The organism is Pseudomonas sp. NPDC087626 (assembly GCF_044743405.1).
GTDB lineage: Bacteria > Pseudomonadota > Gammaproteobacteria > Pseudomonadales > Pseudomonadaceae > Aquipseudomonas.
This window is the reverse complement of the sequence record NZ_JBIUWJ010000010.1, coordinates 22,317-42,633: the sequence shown is the minus strand read 5'-3', so window position 1 is coordinate 42,633 and position 20,317 is coordinate 22,317. Positions and strand designations below refer to the sequence as shown.

Genomic DNA, 20,317 nt, shown 5'->3' with positions numbered 1-20,317 from the left:
AACCAGGCAGCATCGACACCTTTGAGAAAGTTCGATGGAAGCCAAGACCTACGTGTTCAAGAGCCTTCAATGCGGGGACTGGAGCGGCAATGGCTACGATTGGAGCGCCATCGCCCAGATGCTGATAAAGATGCGCCTGCCCGGCGTGCAGGGCCTGCTGTCGTTTACCCCCGAAAAACGTATGTTTGCCGCATACGGCCCGCATTGGGCGCTTGAACGCCTGGGCGAGGTGATGAGCGCAGTTTTCCATGACGACGCAGCGCTTGAAGACCTGCTGTCACGCGCCGACAGCCTGATGCCCAGAGTGGTCGGACAGTTGTGTTGCTGGGGGATCTGCCTGCGCCAGGCAATTACTCGAATTTTCAAGTAAGCGCCAGGCATTCAGACAAGGATCCGGTGCTTGTGCTGGCGCAGTCTACGCAGGCAGCTGGCGACCTGGCTTGTACGTTTGTGGGTGATGAAATTGCTCGTTGACGCAGGCTCTCCAGCCGCTTATTGATAGGCCCCGCCGATCACTACAATAAAAGGACGACTCATTGACCAGCCTCAGACAGCGTGCCGCCCAGGGCCTGAAGGTGGGCGACAGCTTCACCCTCAGCCGCCACTTCAGCGAGGCCGACATCCAGGACTTCGCGAAGATTTCCCGTGACTACAACCCGGTGCATTGTGATGACCGCTTCGCCGAGGCGCGAGGCTTTCGGGCGCCGGTGTCCCACGGCCTGCTGACCGCCAGCCTGCTCACCGAAATCGGTGGACAGATTGGCTGGTTGGCGGCTGGCATGACATTCGAATTCAAGAAGCCGGTGTATGCCGGCGACCGCATCACCTGCCACTGGGTCATCACTGAAATCACCGACAACGCCCGGGCCAAGGCGGTAGTAACCATGACCAACGAAGACGGCGTTGTGGTGTTGCAGGCCCATACCAGCGGCATCGTACCGAGGGCAGAAGAACGGCAAATCCTCAGCCGAATGCTCGCCGAAGGCGACCCCAGCAACGGCGCCCGTGAAGCCTGCGCCCTGGCGACGCCTGCTATGCTGCTCTGACACCGCGACGCCTCGATCCCCTGCTGCTGGGGTCCGTCAACGATTTTCACGGGAGCGCACAGATGAACCGTCTCACTGCGAAAGACTTTGCCCCTGAACTGCTGGAACTCTACGACTACTACGCCCATGGGCGAATCAACCGCCGCCAGTTCCTCGATCGCGCGGCGTTATTCACCTTCGCCGGCATGAACGCCAGCGCCCTGCTCGCCGCCCTGAGCCCCAACTATGCGCTGGCCGAGCAGGTGGCCTTTACCGACCCGCAGATTCTCGCCGAGTACGTCACTTATCCCTCGCCCAAGGGCCATGGCGAAGTTCGCGGCTACCTGGTGCGCCCGGCCAAGGCCAGCGGCAAGCTGCCAAGCGTGGTGGTGGTGCATGAGAATCGCGGGCTCAACCCCTATATCGAGGATGTCGCACGGCGCCTGGGCAAGGCCGGCTTCCTCGCCCTGGCGCCCGACGGCCTGAGTTCGGTGGGCGGTTATCCGGGCAACGATGACAAGGGTCGCGAGCTGCAGGCCAAGGTCGACCCGGCCAAGCTGATGAACGATTTTTTCGCCGCTATCGAGTGGCTGATGAAACACGACGCCAGCAACGGCAAAGTCGGGATGACCGGCTTCTGTTATGGCGGTGGGGTGTCCAATGCCGCTGCAGTGGCCTACCCGGAACTGGCCGCGGCCGTGCCCTTTTATGGCCGCCAGCCGGACGCCAAGGATGTACCACGGATCAAGGCGCCGCTGCTGTTGCACTACGGCGAGCTGGACAAGGCAATAAACGAAGGCTGGCCAGCCTATGAGCAGGCCCTGAAGGCCAATGGCAAGACCTATGAAGCCTACATCTACCCCGGCGCCAACCACGGCTTCCACAACGACTCGACCCCGCGCTACGACCAGCAAGCCGCTGAACTGGCCTGGAGCAGAACCCTGGCCTGGTTCAATCGATACCTGGTCTAGAAGCTGCCCTGACAAAGGACCAAGTTGTTCGCAGATTTTGCATGTACCCACTCAACCTGTGGGAGCGAGCCCTGCTCGCGAAAAGCCCGAGGGCGCTGCTGGGTGTCAGACTGTACGCGTCATCGTTGACGACCATCGCGGGCAAGCCCGCTCCCACAGTAATTTGCAGTGCTTGCAGATCCCGCATACACACACAGAACCTGTAGGAGCGAGCCCTGCTCGCGAAAAGCCTGAGGGCGCCGCTGGGCATCAGGCTGTACGCGTCATCGTTGACGACCATCGCGGGCAAGCCCGCTCCCACAGTAATTTGCAGTGCTTGCGGATCCCGCATGCACCCACAGAACCTGCTCGCGAAAAGCCTGAGGGCGCTGCTGGGTGTCAGACTGCACGCGTCATCGTTGACGACCATCGCGGGCAAGCCCGCTCCCACACTAGTAATTTGCAGTGTTTGCAGATCCCGCATACACCCACAGAACCTGTGGAGCGGGCGCCCGCTTGCGGCTTGCTCGCGATGGCGGTGGGTCAGGCAGTATCCAAGCCCACGCCTACAACACCCCCGCCAGCGTCGGCGAGTTTTCCAGCAGCGTGCGGGTGTAGGCTGCCTGCGGTTGGTCCAGCACCGCATCGACCCAACCCTGTTCCACCACTCGCCCGTGCTGGAGCACCACCACCCGGTCGGCGATGGCGCGGACCACGCCCAGGTCATGGGTAACGAACAACAGAGTCAGCCCTTGCGCCTGCAACTGACGCAACAACGCGAGGATCGACGCCTGCACCGAGACATCCAGCGCCGAAGTGATTTCGTCGCAGATCAGCAGGCGCGGCTGGCAGATCAGCGCCCGGGCGATAGCCACCCGTTGCCGTTCGCCGCCCGACAGGCTATGGGGGTAGAGCGCGCCGACCGAAGCCGGCAGCGACACCCGCTCAAGCACCGCCGCTACCCGCTGACGGGCCTCGTCACCCTTGATCCCGAAGAAATGCGCCAAGGGCCCGCTGAGGGTCTGTAGTACCGTCTGCCGGGGGTTCAACGCCCGGTACGGGTTCTGGAAGATGTACTGGATCTGGTGCCGGGACCCGGCCTCACGCTGCCGCGCCGCCAGGCTCAACTCCTGCCCGGCATAATACATCCGGCCTTGGGCGTTCTCCCCCAAACCCGCTACCGCGCGGGCCAGGCTGGTCTTGCCGGAACCGGACTCGCCGACCAATGCCAGGCATTCCCCGGGCGCCACGCGCAACAAGACATCGAACAACACCTGGCGGTCGTAGGCCACGTTCAGCCCCTGAATGTCGAGCAACGCCGGTCGCTCAACCACCTCCCCGACCCGCTGCGCGCCCTGACTGGCAATCAACTGCAACGCCTGCCGATGCGGGTCCAGGCACGCCACCTGCTGTCCTGGCGCGACCTCGAGCAACGCTGGCTCGGCCAGCGCACAGGCGGCAGTGCGCCGCGGGCAGCGTGCGGCGAAACCACAGCCGACTGGCCGCTGCCCCGGCGCTGGGGCGTGCCCGGCAATCGCCGCCAGTTCGCGGCGCTGCGCCACATCCGGAATCGCCGCCAGCAAGCCCCGGGTATAGGGATGGGCCGGCCGGCTGAACAGCGCCTCACGGCTGGCGGTCTCGACGATGCGCCCGGCGTACATCACCATCACCCGGTCCACCAGGTCCTTGATCACCGCCAGGTCGTGGGACACATACACCGCCGCGACCCCCAGGCTTTTGCACAGCCGGCGCAAGGTGGCGAGGATGTGGGCCTGGGTGCTGACGTCCAGGGCGGTGGTCGGTTCATCCAGTACGATCAGCTTCGGGCGCAGGACAAACGCCAGCGCCAGCATCACCCGTTGTTGCTGGCCGCCGGACAGTTGGTGGGGAAAGCGCCGCAGGAAGTCCGGATCATCCGGTAGGCCGACGTCGCGCAAGGTCTCGCTGATGCGCTGGCGTTGCGCGCTGCGGTCCAGTTGCACCTGGTGCGCGCCGAGGGTTTCGCGCAGCAGGTTGCCGACGCGCAACGCCGGATTCAACGCCGTGGCCGGGTCCTGCGCCACATAGCCGATCAGGCTGCCCCGGGCCCGGCGCAAGGCATCGCCCTGCAAGGTCAGCAAGGCCTGCCCCGCCACCTCGACCCGACCGCCAACAATCCGCGCACCGCGTCGGGCGTGGGCCAGCAATGCCGTGGCCAGGGTGGTCTTGCCGGAACCCGACTCCCCCACCAGGCCGAGAATTTCCCCAGCCTGGACACTGAACGACACCCCCGAGAGTACATCGACCTGCCCGTGCAGCTCGACGCGCAAGTCGCTCACCTGCAGCACCTGGGTGCTGAGCTTGTCTGGTGATTCAAAGCCTGCGAGCGCATTCATGGCTTTTCTCCAATCCGTGAGCTGCTGCGGCCGATGCCCTCGGCCAGGATGTTGGTGCCATAGGCAAAGATCCCGATCAGCACCGCCGGCGCCAGTACGGCCCAAGGCTGCACCAGCAATCCGGCCTGGTTTTCATTGATCATCAAGCCCCAGTCGGCAGTCGGCGGCGCCACGCCGTAACCGAGGAAGCTCAGGCCCGACAGCATGCCCACGCCCCAGGTCAGCATGTTGCCGAAGTGCACCAGCAGCGGTGTAAGGATGTTCGGCAGGATCTCGCGGAACAGGATCCGCCAACGCGAATAGCCCATCATCTGTGCGGCCTCGACAAACTCCTGGCCGGCCACCGCCACCGCGCTGCCCCGGGCCAGACGGATCACCCCAGGGGTGAAGGCAATCGCCACGGTAAGCACGATCAGCCACGGCGCGCGGCCGAGCATCGAGACGATCAGCAGCACCAGGATCAAATCCGGAAACGCCAGCGAGACATCCGCCAGCCAGGTAATCAACTGGTCCAGCCGACGCCGGGAAAACCCCGCCAGCAAACCCAGGGTGCTGCCCACCAGCAGGGCGATCGCAGCGGCGGCCACGGACATCCACAGCACCGACCAACCGCCATTGAGCAGGCGCGACAGCACATCGTGCCCGAGGAAGTCATAACCCAGCCACGCCCCGGCCGTCGGCACCCCATAGACCGTGCCGAGCATGTCGGTCGGCCCGTGGGGCGCCAGCCAGGGGCCGCACAGCGCGAGGGCAATCACCAGCAGCGTGATCACCGCGCCTTTGCGGGTTTGCGTGTGTGCCAGCCAGTGCCAGCGAGTCGCGGATAAGTCACGCATGCAGCACCTCTCATGGAGCCTTGGAAGTGGAGCGCCGCCACCAGGGCTGGATGCCCCGACGATTGCGCTGGATCAGGGTCACGCGCCGGGCCGTGCGCAGCTTGGGGGTGAGCAGCACGGTCAGCAGGTCGGCACACAGATTGATCAGCACCACGCCCAGGGTGATCAACAACACGATGGCCTGGATCATCGGCAGATCGCGCATCTGGATCGCCGAATTCAGCGAGGTGCCGATGCCGGGGTAGCTGAAAATCACCTCGGCCAGCAACGCCCCGCCGATCAGCGTGCGCAGGGTCAGCGCCACGCCCTGGATGGCCGGCACCAGGGCATTGGGCAAAGTGTGGCGCCAGACGATGCGCCACTCGGCGATCCCGCGCAGTCGGGCCGCGATCACGTAGTCGGACTCCAGTGCCTCGATCATCGAGGCCCGCACCATCCGCGTCAGGTACGGCAGCGCCGACAGGCTCAGGGCCAACACCGGCAACACCAGGTACTGCAACTGCCGCCACAGCGAACGGTCCGGGTCGATCAGCGACACCGCCGGCAGCACGTCCATGTGCGGCATGGAAAACAGCAGCACCAGGCCGATGGCCAACAGAAACCCCGGCGTCGCCTTGAGGAAGATCAGCCACGACAGGCTAATGCGGTCCAGGCGACTGTCGCGGCGCAACGCCAGGCTCACCCCCAACAGCAGCGCCGTCGGCACCACCAGGGCAATCACCCCGGCCAACAACGCCAGGGTGTAGCCAAAACGCGTGAAAAGGATGCTCGCCACCGGCGCATTGGAGTCCAGCGACACCCCCAGCTCACCGCGCACGGCGTGCCCCAGCCAGCCCAGGTACTGCTCGAGGATCGGCCGATCCAGGCCCAGTTGGCGTTGCAGGGTGAGGATGCTTTCCAGCGGCGCATCCGGGCCGAGAATCACCCGGGCCGGGTCCGAGGGCAGCGCCTGCGTGGCGATGAACACCACCAGGCTGATCACCCAGGCCGTCAGCAGGCCATAGCCGAGCCGGCCGATGAACCAGGCCAGCCACGCCGGTGTACGCGGTTGCTTGGAGGATTTATCCATGGTTCAACCACAGCTCGTCAAAGCGCCAGGAGGCGAACGTGGTTTGCTCGGGCAGCAGCCCGCCAACCCGGGTCGATGCCGCATCGAGCACGTCGTTGAAACCCCAGATCAACAAGCCACCGCGCTCGTGCTGGATACCCTGGGCTTCGTGCACCAGCACTTTGCGCTGGGCCAAATCCGGTTGCGCCAGCGCTTGTTGGTACAGCGCACTGAAACGCTGGTCATGGAAATTGCTGCGGTTATAGATCGCCTGCGGTGCATCGTTGTGCAAGGCCGAGGCGAGAAAGCCGCGGGCCGGGGTCGAACCCGGCGACAGCAGCCAATTCTCGCGCTGCGGCCCGTTGAACACCGAGCCGTCGACCTGGGTGACCTTGATCTGCACCCCGGCCTGTTTTGCCTGCTGGGCAAACACCAATGCCGCATTGACCCCCGGCCCCGGCGTGGTGGTCAGTTCGACCCGCAGGTCATCCTGCCCAGCCTGGCGCAGCAGCGAGCGCGCCTGCTCCAGGTCATGGGGACGCTGGACGATGGCGTGGTTGTAGGTCGGGTCGTGGGGTGAGTACAGGTCATTGGCGATCCGCCCGAATCCGTTGAGGCCACGGTTCACCAGTTCCTGCCGGTCGGCCAGCAGGCGAAAGGCCTGGCGCACACGCACGTCCTGGAACGGCGCCTTGGCCAGGTTCAGGTTGAACCCGGTAAACGAGGTGCTGGGCGACACGCAGAGCTGCAACCGCGAATCGGCCTTGAGCAGCGCGCTGTGTTCAGCCTGCACACCGCTGGCGAGGTCGATCTGCCCGGCACGCAACGCCGCCGAGCGTGACACCTGGTCCTTGAACTCGATGATCTCCAGCTCGTCGGCATACGGTTGATTGGGCTTGTAGTAGTGCTCGAACCGGCTGTAGAGCGAGCGCTGGCCGGGGATGAAGCTCTTGAGCTTGTAAGGGCCCGCGCCCACCGGATTGCTGATCGGGTGGTAGTCGGTGGGCACGATGCCGCCAAAGCTGATCAGGGTTTCGTCCAGCGGGAAGAAGCTCTGGCCTTCCTTGAAGCGGATCTCGATGGTCCGCTCGTCCAGCTTGCGCAAGGCATTGCGGTCGATGGCCCCGACCAGGCCGGCAAACGGCGAAGCCAGTTTGGGATCGGTCAGGCGTAACAGCGAGAACAGCATGTCGTCGGCGCCGATGGTCTTGCCGTGGTGGAACTCCAGCCCCGGCTTGATGCGGATGGTCCAGGCGCTGGCATCGGCATTCGGCTCGGCAAATTCGGCCAGGGCCAGGCGCGTGCTGACATCGCTGTTCCACTCCCAGAACTTGCTGTACAGCGCCCAGCCACGAATGATCCCGCCGCCCACCGGTTTGTGCGCGTCAAGGTTGCCGGACTGGTCGCCATCGATGATGCCGACCCGCAGCCGACCGCCGCGCACCGGGGTGCTGGAAAGCACGCTAGGCGTATCCGCGGGGCTGTCGCAGCCACTGAGCAGACTGCTGCCCAGCAGCAAACCGCCGCCGACCGCCAGACTGTTGCCGAGAAACACCCGGCGGGGAAAATCCTGATTCATGACGCGCTTCCTTATGCCTGCTCGGTGGTGCGCGGTGCTGTCCGGCGGCTGACGCCCAGGCGCGGCACGTCGAAGCCGTGATCCAGGTCCAGCAGCGGGAACAGCAGGTCAGCCACTCGATGGGCTTCGTCGATCAGCGGGAAACCCGAGAGGATGAAGGCCGAGGTGCCCTGGGCCTCGTACTCGCGAATCCGTTCGGCCACTTGCTCGGCGCTGCCCACCAGGTAGGTGCCGGCGGCCGGGCCAAGGATGTTGAAACCGAACAGGCTGGGGCCGAGCCAGACGTTGGGGTAGATCTCCAGGTCCCGAGCCTTGGGCAGGCGCCCGGCGCGCAGGGTATCCAGGTTGCGTTGGGTTTGTGGGTCGTCGCTGTGGAAGCTGTCGAAGGTTTCACCGGCCGGCAACTGGCGCTCGACCGCGTTGCGCGCGGTCTGCAACGAAGTGCGTTGCAGCAGCTTCTCGGCGTGGGCCCAGGCCTCCTCCTCGGTTTCGCGGACGATGATCTGCAGGCGGGTGCCGAAGGTCAGTTCGCGGCCGATCTTCGCCGCTTCGGCGGCCACCTTGCGGAACTTGTCGCCGAGTTTTGGCGGGGTGTTGGCAAAGCTCAGGTAGACGTCGAGCAACTGCACCGAGTGAGCCACGCCGGGGCCGGATGTCCCGGCGCCCCACAACGCAATACCGGGCTTTTGCCGGGGTGGATGCCAGCCGCCCAATGGATGGTTGGCGGCGCCCGCCGCGCGTGGCGCAAGCTTGACGTATTGGCCGTCGTAGCCGCTGGTATCGCCGGCGTAGAAACCCTGGAAGGCACGCCAGTATTCCAGGCTGAAGTCATAACGCTGATCGTGCGGGTAATGCACGCCGAGGGTGGCCAGGCCAGCGTCGTTGCCGTTGACTACGTTGAACAGCAAGCGACCATTGGAGAACTGGTCGAAGGTCAGTGCCCACTTGGCCAATACCGCCGGCGACAGCTCGCCCGGGTGCTGCGCCACGAGGAAGCGCAAGCGCTGGGTCGCATCGATCAGGGCGGCGGACACCGCCAGGCTGTCGTTGGGACTGGAGCCCAGCAACGCGCCGTAGTAACCCAGGCGATCGCTGGCCACGGCCAATTGCTTGAGGTGCTCGAAATCAGTCTGCCAGCGGCCCTCGGGCTCCCACGGATAAGGGCCGTCGGGGGTGGTGAGGTACCAGAGAATCTTGACTGCCATGGGTGTGTTCCTTTCGATGAGGTAGGAGCAAGGCTTGCCCGCGATGGCGCCCGTGAGCCCGGCATCGCGGGCACGCCAGCGCAGACAGGGGTGAGGGGTAATCAGCGGCTCAGCTACGCCGATCAATCGCCGGCACCAGTCCCAGTTCCGTGGCCTGGTCATACAGTCCGCTCATCTTCCATTGCTGGGTCAGTACGCCCGGGCCGTAGGCACGCGATCCGCCCAGGGCATCGGCGAGCAACTGCAGTTGTGCGCCCTCCTCCAGCAACAGAATGAACTCGGCGGTGGCGCGCAGCCCCTGCTTGCCCCACACGGTGGAACCGCCGTTGGCTTCGAGGATCGCCAGGTTGAAGGGGTTCTCGGCGATCTTGTCGAGGATGAAATCCACTTCCGGCTGACGCCGGTCGATGTACACCGGCAGCTCGCGCGCCAGCTGATAGCGCTGCACCGGCACGTAATGGAACGGCAGCGTGCGGTGGGTCTGGGCCCAGGCACCGAGGTACGGCGAATGCACGTGGGACACGGTGGTGACATCGGGGTGGGTCTGGAACAACTTGGTGTAGCGACCCAGGCCACCCTTGCCCTTGCCGTAGATCACCTTGCCGGCGAAGTCGGTGACGGTGGCCTGTAGCGGTTGGCGGTAGTTCCACGGCCCGCCGTAGTTGACCGAGACCAGCAATTCCTCGCCCGGCACCCGCTCGATGAAGCCGACGGTACCGTTGGCGGTGATGGTGTTGGTTTCACGGAACACACTGAAGGCTTGTTCGGCCTCCAGCAGCACCTTGTCGATGAAAGCTTGCAGTTGTTCGCTGATCAGTTGTTCGTGGATGAGCACAGTCATGGCAGTTCTCCGGGTTCAGGCGCGGCGCTTGGCCAACAGTTCATGGGCGGCTTGCAAGGGGCGCGGGTCAACCCAGTCGGCGATGTCGAAATCGCCTTCGAGGAAGCCGTGCAGGTACAGGAAGTTTTTCTGGATCTGCAGGAACTCCAGGCGTTGTGCCGACAGGTCCGGGGCCAGGGTGGTATGGAAATCGCCACGATAGGCTTCGGCCACACCAGCGCTGCCGGCACGGGTCTCCTCTTCGAGAATGGCGTGCAGGGCTTCGCGGTTGTCAGCGGCCCAATCAGCCGCACTCAGGGTTTGCGCGAGGAACCGCACCACCAGCTCGAAATGGTTGTCCAGCAGGCTCTGGTGCACGGTGATCGGCCGTGGCGTGCCGTTGTTGATGCGGTAGCGCGGATCAGTGATCTGGTCCAGGTCAATCCCCACTACGAGCCCCAGCCGGCGCGCGGCGTCGGCTGCGGAAGCGCCCTTGACGTAGACCGCATCGACCTCGCCGCGCACCAGGTAATCCAGGCCCGACCACAGGCGTTGCAAACCTTCCTGCGGGTTGGCCGCCTGCTCCTGGTCCTGCAGCGCCACCTCCACCAGCTCGACGTCGTCAAAGCCCAGGCCAGCCAGGCTCAACGCGCCTTTGTAGCCGTGCAGGCTCATGGCCCGGGCGATGCTGCCGGGACGACTGTCGCCCCAGGCCGGCAAGGCCAGGCGCTTGCCCTTGAGGTCTTGCGCACTGCGGATAGCGGAGTCCGGGCGAACCAGAATGGTCTGCCACTCCTCGATCCAGGTCAGGCCGATCAGCCGGCTCGGCGCCCCAGCGGCACGCGCCGCCAGTGCCGGAACGTTACCGCCTTCGCGAAACAGCCCCGGCAGTTGGTGATCGTAGTGATGCCGGCCCAGTTGCCGGGCCTCCTGCAAGGTCGAGACCGGCAGGCCGTCGGCGGCAAACTCTGCGCTGAGCCAGCCGAGTTTGTAGGCGATGCCCGAGGCGGTCGGCACCGGGCAGCGGGTGAACCAGATCTGCGCCAGCTCGGTCTCGGCAAGCGGGCTGGGGTGTTGGGCAGCAAGCGTCATGGGCAGCTCCATCGGGTTTTGCGAGTCAGTTGCCAAGGCCAGTGCAGCGTCCGTGCCAAGAGCGCCAAGCCCCGGTTTACCTGGGCTGGCGCCGCGCAGCGGGTTAACCACGGGGTTTGATTGCTGGCCTGTCAGCAGCATTGCGCGAGCACTGCTGCTGGCTGCGCAGTCGCCTTCCGTGCACTGCTGCCCCAGCAACACCCCCGCGACCAAAGCCACGCCGGGCAAGGGTTTGCCGACCTTGGCGCACAACTTGCTCAAGGCAGTTCCAGCGCCTATCAACCACGCCCCCTCCTGCAGGAGCTGGCAATCCATTAGCCGAGGAATCGCTATGAGCAAGATCGAACCCCTACCCCACACGCTGGCCCCCGTACGCCAGTTGACCAGCGAGGCCGAGGCCATTGCCGTGGCCCGGGAGATTGCCCGGGAAATCGCCGCGATCGCAGCCGATGCCAGCCAGAACGGTCAGTTGCCCCGGCGCCAGGCGCAGTTGCTGTCGGACAGCGGCCTCACCGCCATCGGCGTGCCCAAGGCCTTTGGCGGGCTGGGCGCATCGGTGCAGACCATCGTCGAAACCGTGCGCCTGATTTCCGTGGCCGATGGCGGGGTCGGCCAGTTACTGCAGATTCACAACGTGATGCTGCGGGGGATTTTCACCGGTTACCCGGACGCCGTGCGCGACCGCCTGGTCAGCGACGTGTTGGCCGGCAAGCGCTTTGGCAATGCCCTGGCGGAAGTCGGTGGCAAGAACAAATTTGCCCTCAAGACCCGGGTCGAGCGCCGTGCGGACGGCAAGCTGATCCTCAATGGCAGCAAGTTCTACTCCACCGGCTCCTACCTCGCCGAGTGGATCTCCCTGACGGCAGCTTCCGACGATGGCGGTGCCGGGGTGCTGCTCAATCGCAATACCGAGGGCTTGACCCTGGTGGATGACTGGGAAGCCTTCGGCCAGAAAAACTCAGTCAGCGGCACGGTGATTTTCGACAACATCGAGCTCGACGAACGCTTCGTGTCCCAGCGCAAAGGACCGATGAAGCGCACCGGCCTGACCTTCCCGCAGATCCTCCACGCCGCCATCGACACCGGCATTGCCGCCGGCGCCCTGGCCGCTGCCGTGGACTACCTCAAGCACAATGCCCGGCCGTGGGTAGAAAGCGGCGTCGAACACGCCAATGAGGAACCGCACATCATCAAGCAGATCGGCGAGTACGCGGTGGCCCTGCGCGGCGCCGAAGCCCTGCTGCGCGAGGCCGCACAGGTGTTCGACCAACACGAACTGGACCCGGACAATAAAGAGCTGCAGGACGAACTGATCCTCTCGGTGGCCACCGCCCGCGCCCATTCGGATCGAGCATCACTGCAGATCTCCAGCGACATCTTCTCCCTGCTCGGCGCCAGTTCGTCCCTGAGCAAATGGAACCTCGACCGCTTCTGGCGCAACGCCCGGGTGCACACCACCCACGACCCGATCCGCTGGCGCCTGCACCACGTCGGCAACTATTACCTCAACGGCGTCGACCCGGGCGAATACACCGCGATCCTCAATGCCAAGGAACAACAGGGCGCGACCCGCCGCTAACCCCCCCACCCCATACCCGTAGGAGCAAGGCTTGCCCGCGATGGCGTGCTGGTGATCGCCATCGCGGGCAAGCCTTGCTCCCACAAGCCCCGTGACGCTAATGAGCTCTCCATGATCGAAAAACACCCCCTTCTGCGCTGCCTGGCGATCTACCGGGAAATGCCCTGGCGCTTCGCCCTGGTGGCGGCGCTGTACGTTGCAATCAACCTCGGCCTGGTCTGGCAGCAGTGGCTGATCGGCCATGCGGTGAACGACGTCAGCGCCGGCCGCGCGGTGGTCCACCAGGCCGATGGCAGCCTGGACGCCAGCCTCGGCTGGTATTGGCTGTGGTTGATGCTGGCCGTGGCCCTGGGTCGTGGCGTCTTGCAGTACGCCGCCAGCGTGCTGTCGCTGGTGCTCAGCCAGGAGCTGCTGACGCGCCTGCGCGAGCGCATCCTGCAGCAGGTCCAGGACCTGCACTTGGGCTACCACTGGCAGCACGGCATGGGCGAGATGATTACCCGCACCACCCGCGATGCCGACAAGGTTCGCGACGCGCTCATCAGCTTCTGGCGCCAGGTGGTGGAAACCCCGCTGGTGGTGCTGGCCACGGTCGGCCTGTTGAGCTGGTACAACCCGCTGCTGGGGCTGGTGCCGCTGTTGCTGACAGTCCTCGGACTGTGGATTTTCGTGCGCCAGACCGAGCGCCTGGTCAGCCTCGACCGGGCCGTTGGCGCCGCCTACGACCGGGTCAACCAGGACTTGAGCGAGGGCATCGGTGGTGTGCGGGTGATCAAGTCGTTCGGCCTCGAACACCGCCGCACCCAGCGCTTCGCCGCACAGGTGGCGCTGTTCGCCGACCACGCACGCCTGGCACTGGCCTACTCCAGCTCGCGGATTCCCCTACCCCAGGCCGTGGTCGCCCTGGGGCATGTATGGATCCTGGTGTATGGCGCCCATCTGGTGGCCAACGCGCAGCTGGGGATCGGCGAGCTGGTGACCTCGCTGCTGATCGCCACCACCCTGGTGTTTCGGATCGAAGGCATCGGTCGAGTGATGCAGACCTTCGCCGACGCCCGCTCCAGCGCCGAGCGCATCTGGCAGCTGCTGGATGAGCCAGCGGCGATCCGCAGCGGCCCGGCCAGCCTGCCCGAAACGCCCCTGGGGCTGAAACTGGAGCACGTCAGCGTCAGCCCGCCCGGCGGTGGCCAGGCCATTCTGCGCGACTGCTCGCTGACCCTGCAGCCAGGGGAAATCGTCGCCCTGGTGGGCGCGACAGGCACCGGCAAAAGCCTGCTGGCCAGCCTGTTGCCGCGTCTCAGTGAGGTCACGAGCGGACGTCTGCTGCTGGGCTCGGACGCCGCCGGCTGGCAGGACATTCGGCAACTGGACCTCAATCAACTGCGGCGCCGGGTGCACGTGGTGCCCCAGGAGAGCTTTCTGTTTTCCGACACCCTGGCCGCCAACCTGCGCCTGTGCGCGCCGACGGCCAGTGAACAACAGTTGCGCCAGGGCTTGCGCCTGGCTGCCGCCGAAGACGTGCTCGAACGCCTGCCCCATGGCCTGGCCACGCCCCTGGGTGATCGCGGCGTGACGCTCTCCGGCGGCCAGCGCCAGCGTCTGTGCCTGGCCCGCGCCCTGCTCGGCGAGCCCGACATCCTGTGCCTGGACGACGCCACCAGCGCCCTCGATGCCATCAGCGAACGCCAGGTCCTGGACAACATTCGCCAACTGCGTCGCGACCAGGGCCGGGCCACCAGCGTGTTGGTGATCTCCAGCAAGCTCTCGACCATCCTCCTCGCCGACCGCGTGCTGATGCTCCAGGACGGCCGGATCGTCGCCAGCGGCCAGCACTGCGAACTGCTGCAAACCCACCCCGACTACCGCGACCTGCTAGGGATCGACCATGGCTAATCCAATCGCCGGCACAGCCTTGAGCGATATTGAAATTGAAGAAGCACTGGCAAAAAAGGCTCTCGACCGCAGCATGTTGACGCGCCTGCTGCCGCTGCTCAAACCGATACGCGGGTCGATCGCCGCGGTGATCGGCATCGAGCTGCTGCTGGTGTTCACCGTGTTCCTGCGGCCCTGGTTCGTGCGCGAACTGCTGGACCGTGGGCTGATTTCGCAGCAGGATCACTGGTTGCTCGATGAGCGCCTGGTGCTGTGGCTGGGTCTCGGCCTGGCGGCGAGCTGGCTTGGTCGGTTCCTGCTGGCCGGGGTCTCGCAGTTCGTCGCCGGCGGCGCGGCGATCCGTGTACTCAATGACCTGCGAGTGCGGGTGTTCGCCCACGTGCAGAGCCTGAGTGTCAGCTACTTCGACCGGACCAAGGCCGGGCGCATCATTTCCCGCGCCGACCGCGATGTCGACAGCCTCGAACCGCTGCTGATCCAGGGCCCGCCGGAGCTGCTGGGCGCACTGCTGCGCTGCGGGCTGGCGGCCGTGATGCTGTGGCGGATCGACCCGCGCTTCTTCCTCAGCCTGGTCGCCACCGTGCCGTTGCTGGTGCTGGCGACCTGGAGCTTCAAGCGCATCTCCCAACGCAACTGGGCCAAGGTCGCGGAGAACCGCAGCCGCTTCACCGCGCACCTGGTGGAAAGCGTCAGCGGCGCGCGGATGTTGCAACAGTGCGCGCAACAGACTCCGAACCTGCGGCGCTACCGTGGTCTGCTCGAGGACTTCAACCAGGCACTGATCCGCGGCAGCCTGCGCTCCAGCTGGTTCGCGCCGTTCACCGCGCTGCTCAGTTCCGCCGGCATGGCGCTGCTGTTGCTGGTGGGGGCCTACGGCCTGGCACAAGCGGATGTCAGTGTGGGCCAGATCGCTGAAAGCCTGTTCTACGTGTTCCTGTTTCTTGGGCCTTTGCAGGAACTGTCGGACCTGTTCGAGCGCTACGCCACCGGTTCGGCGTCGGCGCAGCGGATCTTCCTGTTGCTCGACACCCGCCCGCAGATCACCGACAGCCCCACCCCACGCCTCCTGGACCGGGCGCGGGGCGACGTGAGCTTCGAGCAGGTGAGTTTTGCCTACGACCCCCACAGCCCGACGCCGGTGATCGATCAGCTGGATTTGCAGGTTCGCGCGGGAGAAGTGCTGGCGATCGTCGGCCCTTCAGGCCATGGCAAGAGCACCCTGGTGCAGTTGTTGACGCGCTTCTACGAGGTGCAGGCGGGGGCGGTGCGACTCGACGGCATCGACGTGCGCGAACTGACCCAGCAGGCGCTGCGCCGCAACGTTGGCGTGGTGCTGCAGGACAACGTGCTGTTCAGCGGCACCATCCTCGACAACCTGCGCCTGGCCGCTCCCGACGCCAGCGATACAACACTGATCGCCGCGGCCCGCGAGCTGGGGGCCGACGAGGTGCTGGAGCGCCTGCCACACCAGTACCACAGCGAAGTCGGGCCTTTGGGCGGGCACCTGAGCCATGGCCAGCGGCAACTGGTGTGCCTGGTGCGGGCCTACCTCGCCGACCCGGCGGTGCTGGTGCTGGACGAGGCCACCTCGGCGGTCGACATCCATACCGAGCGGCGTATTCAGCGGGCATTCCGGCGCCTGTGCGAAGGCCGTACGGCGATCATCATCGCCCACCGCCTGGCGACCATTCGCGACGCCGACCGGATCGCGGTGATTCAACGCGGCCGCCTGGTCGAACAAGGCCCGCACCGCCAGTTGATTGCCCAGGGCGGGGCCTATGCGGCGCTGTACCAGACCTATTTGCGCAGTGCTTCCCTCGAGGAGATGGGCCAGCCGGCCTGAATTGATTGGGGGAGCTAGCGCCCGCTTGCGGCCTGCTGGCGATGGGGCCAGAACGCAAAATCTGCGAACAGCCAAAATCACTGTGGGAGCGAGCTTGCTCGCGATGGGGCCAGCACATTCAACATCGCTGGTGCCTGACACACCGCCATCGCGGGCAAGCCCGCTCCCACAGATCTAGTGGTGTTCAACATCGATGGCGCCTGACCCACCGCTATCGCTGGCAAGCCGCAAGCGGGCGCCAGCTCCCACAAGTTGAGCGGGCGCATGCCAAATCTGCAGACAATGCCAGTCGCCGCACGCTCGGGCTGTTGCCGCTTCAACAACCACTGCTGACGGGCTGCTGCTACAGACGCAGCCCTGGCGCAACTGTCCGCACCTTCAGCGCCCAATCCCCAGCCCCTGCGGCCCGCAAGCCGTTCCAGGCGCCATGGCATGTCCGTTGCAATCATCCCTGCAAGGCGTCCTCGCACGCGTTACTGAATCAGGAGCACCCATGAGCACTGAATTTTTCTGGCGTCTACCGCTGGGCACCGACGGGCCGCAGTTGAGCACCGACAAACACAATCGCGGCACCTCCCACCACCGCCCTGGCAACATCGCTCCGGGGCGCTTGCCCAATGGCGAGCCGGACGACTTCACCTACATCGACTACATCGCCCAGGTGGCCAAGGCCGCGGAGCTGGCCGGGTTTGAAGGCGCGCTGCTACCCACCGGGCCGGAGCCCTGGATCGCCGCGGCGGCGCTGGCCCGGGAAACCCGGCGCATCAAGTTCCTGATCGCCTTCCAGGCCACCTGGACCCTGCCGGCCTACGCCGCGCAACAGGCGGCCATCCTGCAGAACCTCAGCCGTGGCCGCCTGGAGTGGAACATCATCACCGGCGGCAACCCGGCCAGCCAACGCGCCAACGGTGACTTCCTCGAACACGACCTGCGCTACAAGCGCACCGGCGAGTTCCTCGACATCATCCAGGGCCTGTGGCAGAACGAGCGGTTCTCCTACGACGGCGATATCTATCAACTGGAGAACGGCGCCCTGCCCCACGGCCTGCATCAGGAACGCAAGCCCGGCGTGTACTTCTCCGGTTTCTCCGACGCCGCGCTGGACGTCGCCGCCAAGCACGCCGACGTCTACCTGAACTGGGCCGAGCCGATCGACAAGCTCAAGCCGCACATCGAACGAGTGCGTGAGCTGGCCGACAAACAGGGGCGTAGCGTGCGCTTCGGGCTGCGGGTCGACCTGTTCGCCCGGGAAACCGAAGAACAGGCCTGGGCCGACCTGCGCCGCCAGTTCGACAAGCTCGAGGGCCAGAGCAGCGTGGTCGCCAAGGGCTTCACCAGCGGCTCGGACTCGGTCGGTGGCGCACGGCAGACCGCCTACCACCAGAATGTCGATCGCTTCGACGACCTGATCATCGGCCCCAACCTGTGGGCCGGTTTCGCCAAGGCCAAGCCAGGGCCGACCGTGGGCCTGGTGGGCAGCCACCAGAACATCGCCGAACGCCTGGTGGAATACCGCGATGCCGGTTTCTCGACCTTCATCCTCGCCGGCAACCCGCACCTCGAAGAGGCCTTGCGCATCGGCCAGGAAGTCCTGCCGCTGGTGCACCAGCGCCCCGCTGCCAGCCCGGCAACCGCACTCAAAGCCAGCGCCTGAGCGCTGAGGGAGACGACTTGATGACCCATCCACTCGATACGCTCTGGTACACCCGCTGCCCGGTCCCCACGGGGTTGGGGATCGCCGTGCAAAAAGGCTGGTTGCAGGACACCGTAGGCGCCCTCGGCACCCGGGTGCAATCGCTGCGCGAGTCCACGGACAAGGCGGTGCGCGAGTCGCACTTCGATCACAGCTTGCAGAATTCGGTGCGCCACGGCGGCAATATCCCGGCGATCTGGGCCCGCGCCCAGGGCCGCGAGACCCGGGTGATCGGCCTGTCGTGGGCCGACGAAGTGCAACTGATCCTGACCCTTCCTGACAGCGGCATAAAAACCGTCAAGGACCTCAAGGGCCGCAGCTTCGGCCTGCCGGACTGGGCCGGTGCGCAGATCGATTTCACCCGGGCACAGGCCCTGCGTGGCCTGGAGAACGCCCTCAAGCTCGAAGGCCTGCAGGTGGGCGACGTGCGACTGGTGAACTTTGTGTATGGCGGCACCTTCAGCGACCCGCAGGTGCATACCGTCAATGGCACGCCGGTAGCGGCGCAACGGGTCGAGGGGCGCAACCTGGAACTGATCGGCCTGCTGCGCGGCGAAGTCGACGCGATTTTCCTCAAGGGTGCCAGCGCCGCCCAGTACGCCCACGACTTCGGCCTGCACACGGTGATCGACACGGGGGCCCACCCCGACCCGCTGATCCGCAGCAACAACGGCACGCCACGCACCCTGGCGGTCGACCTGCACCTGCTGGAGCAGCATTTTGAGGTGGCTTGCGGCATTCTCGACGCGGTGCTGCGGGCCGAACAGTGGGCTCATACCCATCCGGATGAAACCCGCCGCTACCTGGCGCGGGAAACCAACAGCAGCGAGTACTGGGTCAGCGCCGCCTACGGCGACAACGCCCACCAGCGCCTGCACACCGCACTCGACGAACAGGCCATCGACGCCCTGCAGGACTTCACTCACTTCCTGCACCGCTGGCGCTTTATCCCGAACAGTTTTGACGTGCGCCAATGGATCGACCCGCGTCCGCTACAAGCCCTGCAGACCGCCCTCGCCGGCTAACCCTACCGCACGATCACCCTAGCGCGGCGGGGTGATCGGTTTCATGGACTCGAACGAAGATCCCTTTATGAGCAAACCACTCGATACCCTCTGGTACACCCACAGCCCGGTGCCCACCGGGCTTGGCATTGCGGTGCAATCCGGGCGCCTGGCCGAGGCTTTCCAGCCATTCGGCACCAATATCCAGTCATTGCGTGAGTCCAGCGAGCGGGAAGTTCGCGAGGCCCACTATGACCATCACCTGAAAAACTCGGTGCGTCACGGCGGCAATATCCCGGCTATCTGGGCCTACGCCAGTGGAGTGCAGACCCGGGTCCTGGGATTGTCCTGGAGCGATGAGGTGCAACTGATCCTGACCACTGCCGAAAGCGGGGTGAAGAGCATTCGCGACCTGAAGAACCGCCGCTTCGGCGTACCGAAATGGGCCAACGTGCAGATCGACTTCACCCGCGCCCAAGCGTTGCGCGGGCTGGAGAACGCACTCAAGTTGGAGGGCCTGAATGTCAGCGATGTCGAGCTGGTGGACTACCCCTACGGCGGCACCTACAGCGACGATCAGAAGCAACATGTGTATGGCTCGGAAGTCAGCCTCGGCACCAGCCGCTTCAGCCAGCGCAATAACGAGCTGATCGGCCTGCTGCGCGGCGACATCGACGCGATTTTCCTCAAGGGCGCCCACGCCGTACACCTGGCCAACGAATTCGGCCTGCAGGTGGTGGTCGATACTGGCTCGCACCCCGACCCACTGATTCGCTCCAACAACGGCACTCCGCGCACCCTGACCGTCGACACCCACCTGCTGCACGAACACTTCGATGCCAGTGTGAAAATCGTCGACACCGTGCTGCGCACCGAGCAATGGGCGTGGGCCAACCCGGATGAAACCCGGCGCTTTCTCGCCCGCGAGCTGAACACCAGCGAGTACTGGGTGGCCGCCGCCTATGGCGAAGACGCACACCGGCGTTTGCGCACCACCCTGGACAGCCGCTCGATTACCGCCCTGCAGGACTTCACCGATTTCCTGCACCGCTGGGACTTCATTCCACGGCGGTTCGATGTGCGCGAGTGGATCGACTTCAGCGTGCTGGAAACGGTGATCGGCTCGACTTCGAGAGTCGCGGTCTGATGACCCTGTAGCAACACAACGGTTGGCAGTTGTGTTGCTCCAGCAGCAGCCTCACAGCAACCCATGCTGAATAATCGACAGGGGATTTCCCGGTAACTTTCGCCCGAACTTTTCGAGGCTCTAACATCAAATAAAATACTAATTTTATCCATTATTAATCAGCCACTTAGCAAAAGTAAGCAACCACCAGTACAGCCCTCAAAGCTGTTGGCACGATCTCTGCTCTAC

General features: G+C 65.2%; 16 protein-coding genes. 9 read left to right on the top strand and 7 right to left on the bottom strand.

The features are described 5' to 3' along the window. Nucleotides 1-34: 34 nt before the first annotated feature. The 3 genes from ACIOVD_RS10540 (at nt 35) to yghX (ending at nt 1,996) form a co-directional block, all read left to right on the top strand. On the top strand, nt 35-370 hold the full coding sequence (locus ACIOVD_RS10540) for an Imm51 family immunity protein (RefSeq protein WP_401127494.1): 336 nt from the start codon (nt 35-37) through the stop codon (nt 368-370). Between the two features lie 166 nt (nt 371-536). Further along, nucleotides 537-1,046: a MaoC family dehydratase gene (locus ACIOVD_RS10535; protein WP_401127492.1), complete on the top strand. Its 510-nt coding sequence runs from the start codon at nt 537-539 to the stop codon at nt 1,044-1,046. Nucleotides 1,047-1,108: 62 nt separating this feature from the next. Next, the gene (yghX, locus tag ACIOVD_RS10530) at nt 1,109-1,996 is read left to right on the top strand and encodes a YghX family hydrolase (RefSeq protein WP_095169065.1); all 888 of its coding nucleotides are present in this window, start codon (nt 1,109-1,111) and stop codon (nt 1,994-1,996) included. Between the two features lie 545 nt (nt 1,997-2,541). Here yghX and ACIOVD_RS10525 read toward each other — a convergent pair. The 7 genes from ACIOVD_RS10525 to ACIOVD_RS10495 all read right to left on the bottom strand — a co-directional run bounded on the left by ACIOVD_RS10525 (nt 2,542) and on the right by ACIOVD_RS10495 (nt 10,930). Next, nucleotides 2,542-4,350, bottom strand: a complete 1,809-nt coding sequence (locus ACIOVD_RS10525; RefSeq protein ID WP_401127490.1) for a dipeptide ABC transporter ATP-binding protein — start codon at nt 4,348-4,350, stop codon at nt 2,542-2,544. Continuing rightward, on the bottom strand, nt 4,347-5,186 hold the full coding sequence (locus ACIOVD_RS10520; protein WP_401127488.1) for an ABC transporter permease: 840 nt from the start codon (nt 5,184-5,186) through the stop codon (nt 4,347-4,349). The genes ACIOVD_RS10525 and ACIOVD_RS10520 overlap by 4 nt, the downstream gene beginning before the upstream one ends. A 10-nt stretch (nt 5,187-5,196) precedes the next feature. Then, on the bottom strand, nt 5,197-6,255 hold the full coding sequence (locus ACIOVD_RS10515; protein ID WP_095169061.1) for an ABC transporter permease: 1,059 nt from the start codon (nt 6,253-6,255) through the stop codon (nt 5,197-5,199). Next, the gene (locus tag ACIOVD_RS10510; RefSeq protein WP_401127486.1) at nt 6,248-7,813 is read right to left on the bottom strand and encodes an ABC transporter substrate-binding protein; all 1,566 of its coding nucleotides are present in this window, start codon (nt 7,811-7,813) and stop codon (nt 6,248-6,250) included. The genes ACIOVD_RS10515 and ACIOVD_RS10510 overlap by 8 nt, the downstream gene beginning before the upstream one ends. An 11-nt stretch (nt 7,814-7,824) precedes the next feature. After that, nucleotides 7,825-9,018: an LLM class flavin-dependent oxidoreductase gene (locus tag ACIOVD_RS10505; protein ID WP_095169059.1), complete on the bottom strand. Its 1,194-nt coding sequence runs from the start codon at nt 9,016-9,018 to the stop codon at nt 7,825-7,827. A gap of 109 nt (nt 9,019-9,127) precedes the next feature. Next, complete coding sequence (locus tag ACIOVD_RS10500; protein WP_095169058.1) at nt 9,128-9,859, bottom strand: class II aldolase/adducin family protein; 732 nt, start codon at nt 9,857-9,859, stop codon at nt 9,128-9,130. Nucleotides 9,860-9,874: 15 nt separating this feature from the next. Further along, the gene (locus tag ACIOVD_RS10495) at nt 9,875-10,930 is read right to left on the bottom strand and encodes an ABC transporter substrate-binding protein (protein WP_095169165.1); all 1,056 of its coding nucleotides are present in this window, start codon (nt 10,928-10,930) and stop codon (nt 9,875-9,877) included. Between the two features lie 331 nt (nt 10,931-11,261). Here ACIOVD_RS10495 and ACIOVD_RS10490 point away from each other — a divergent pair, with 331 nt between their 5' ends. From ACIOVD_RS10490 to ACIOVD_RS10465, 6 genes are all read left to right on the top strand, one after another. Next, a complete protein-coding gene (locus tag ACIOVD_RS10490; protein WP_095169057.1) occupies nt 11,262-12,509 on the top strand; it encodes an acyl-CoA dehydrogenase family protein in 1,248 nt (415 codons plus the stop codon). Nucleotides 12,510-12,620: 111 nt separating this feature from the next. Further along, nucleotides 12,621-14,402, top strand: coding sequence for an ABC transporter ATP-binding protein (locus ACIOVD_RS10485; protein ID WP_320334316.1), 1,782 nt, complete (start codon nt 12,621-12,623; stop codon nt 14,400-14,402). Beyond that, nucleotides 14,395-16,245: an ABC transporter ATP-binding protein gene (locus ACIOVD_RS10480; protein ID WP_401127484.1), complete on the top strand. Its 1,851-nt coding sequence runs from the start codon at nt 14,395-14,397 to the stop codon at nt 16,243-16,245. Before ACIOVD_RS10485 ends, ACIOVD_RS10480 begins: the two co-directional genes overlap by 8 nt. Nucleotides 16,246-16,738: 493 nt before the next feature. Continuing rightward, nucleotides 16,739-17,899 (top strand): LLM class flavin-dependent oxidoreductase, encoded by a 1,161-nt coding sequence (locus tag ACIOVD_RS10475; RefSeq protein WP_401127482.1) that lies wholly within the window; start codon nt 16,739-16,741, stop codon nt 17,897-17,899. Nucleotides 17,900-17,919: 20 nt separating this feature from the next. Continuing rightward, nucleotides 17,920-18,963, top strand: a complete 1,044-nt coding sequence (locus ACIOVD_RS10470) for an ABC transporter substrate-binding protein (RefSeq protein WP_159995286.1) — start codon at nt 17,920-17,922, stop codon at nt 18,961-18,963. A 67-nt stretch (nt 18,964-19,030) separates the two neighbouring features. Continuing rightward, the gene (locus ACIOVD_RS10465; protein WP_095169052.1) at nt 19,031-20,089 is read left to right on the top strand and encodes an ABC transporter substrate-binding protein; all 1,059 of its coding nucleotides are present in this window, start codon (nt 19,031-19,033) and stop codon (nt 20,087-20,089) included. Nucleotides 20,090-20,317 lie beyond the last annotated feature (228 nt).